This window comes from Streptomyces niphimycinicus (genome assembly GCF_018883605.1).
Lineage (GTDB): Bacteria > Actinomycetota > Actinomycetes > Streptomycetales > Streptomycetaceae > Streptomyces > Streptomyces niphimycinicus.
Window position 1 is genome coordinate 1 of record NZ_JAHLEM010001213.1, and the last position, 1,793, is coordinate 1,793.

General features: G+C 68.0%; 1 protein-coding gene. It reads left to right on the forward strand.

Annotation, left to right across the window (positions count from 1 at the left end; genetic code table 11):
• Nucleotides 1-96: 96 nt before the first annotated feature.
• The gene (locus tag KN815_RS48920) at nt 97-1,749 is read left to right on the forward strand and encodes an IS1182 family transposase (protein WP_216348178.1); all 1,653 of its coding nucleotides are present in this window, start codon (nt 97-99) and stop codon (nt 1,747-1,749) included.
• The last annotated feature ends 44 nt before the right edge of the window (nt 1,750-1,793 follow it).

Here is a 1,793-nt window from a genome sequence, read left to right on the forward strand (position 1 = left end):
GACGCTGTTGGCTAATCCGGCTTCCGGCCGTGACGTCGGCCTTCAAGACCCGGTTGTGGTTTTGAAGGCCGACGTTGGCGTTTGGGGAGGGTGTCGGTGTCGATGCAGCCGCTGGAAGCGTGGGAAGTTCCGCTGGAGACCGTGCGGGTGGCACGCGCGGCCTTCCCCAAGGGGAGCCTGGCGATCCGGGTCCGTGATGAGCTGGGTGTGCTGTTCACGGACGAGCAGTTCGCTGGTCTGTTCGCGGTGCGGGGGAAGCCTGCTTGGTCGCCGGGGCGTCTGGCGATGGTGTTGGTGTTGCAGTTCGTCGAGGGGCTGACCGACCGGCAGGCCGCTGAGGCGGTGCGGGCCCGGATCGACTGGAAGTTCGCGCTGGGGTTGGAGCTGACCGATCCCGGGTTCGACTTCTCGGTGCTCTCGGAGTTCAGGGACCGCCTGGTCGGCGAGGATGCCGGACGGTGTGTCCTGGACGCGATCCTGGTCGCAGCCAAGGAACGGGGGTTGGTCACGGCCGGCGGGAAGGCGCGGACGGACTCCACGCATGTGCTTTCCTCGGCGCGTGAACTGAACTGGCTGGAGATGGTCGGCGAGACCTTGCGGACGGCACTGAACGCGGTGGCCCAAGCGGAGCCAGAATGGCTCAGCGCTCGTGCCCTGCCGGACTGGTTCACGCACTACGCGACCCGGATCGAGGACTCCCGCTTCCCCAAAGCCCACACCAAGCGGGTCGAGGTCGGGCGCCGGATCGGAGCGGACGGGATGCGCCTGCTGCGCATGATCTGGACGGACGACGCGCCCGCCGCACTGCGGGTGCTGCCGCAGGTGGAGGTCTTGCGGCAGATGTGGGTCCAGCAGTTCCATCTGGTGGGGAGCGAGGTGGAACGGCGGGACCCAAAAGACCGCCCGCCGGGGGCGAAACGCCTGGTCACTCCGTATGATGTCCAGGCTCGCGGCAGCGTCAAACGCGACACGATGTGGGACGGCTACAAGGTCCATCTCACCGAGACGTGCGAAGCCGACACGGTGCACCTGGTCACGAACGTGACTACCACTGTTGCCACCGTCCCCGACGACCGGATGGCCGCTGTCGTCCACACCGGCCTCACCGCACGGGGCCTGCTCCCGGACGAACACTGGGTCGACGCCGGGTATGCCAACTCCAGTGCCCTGGCCGACGCCCGCATCGACCACGGTGTCGCCCTGCACGGGCCGCTGCGGCCGGTGACCGTCGCCCAAGCCCGTGGTGAGGGCACCTACGGACAGGACGCCTTCACCATCGACTGGGACAACCAGCACGTGACCTGCCCGAACGGGATCACCAGCACCCAGTGGCACCACCGCCGCTCGGAAGAACAGCTGCCCGTGATCCGGGTCCGCTTCTCTCCGGCCGACTGCCGCACCTGCCCCAAGCTCCGGGACTGTGTCAGCTCGCCGAAAGCTCAGCGCCGGGAGATCACCCTGCGGCCCCGACACGAATACGAAGCCCTCCACCACGCCCGGCAGCTCCAGGCGACCGACGAGTGGAAGGACCGCTACAAGGTCCGTGCCGGAGTCGAAGGGACCATCTCCCAGGCAGTGCAAGCCTGCGGCCTGCGCAGATCCCGCTACCGCGGACTCGCCAAGACCAGCCTCCAGCACCAACTCACCGGCGCCGCGATCAACCTCATCCGCATCAACGCCTGGCTCAGCGACCAGCCCCGCGCCCGCACCCGGACCAGCCCCTTGACAGCACTTCGCCCCGCCGCATAACGACGGGGCGAAGCATCAGAGCCGGGGATTAAGCCAACAGCGTC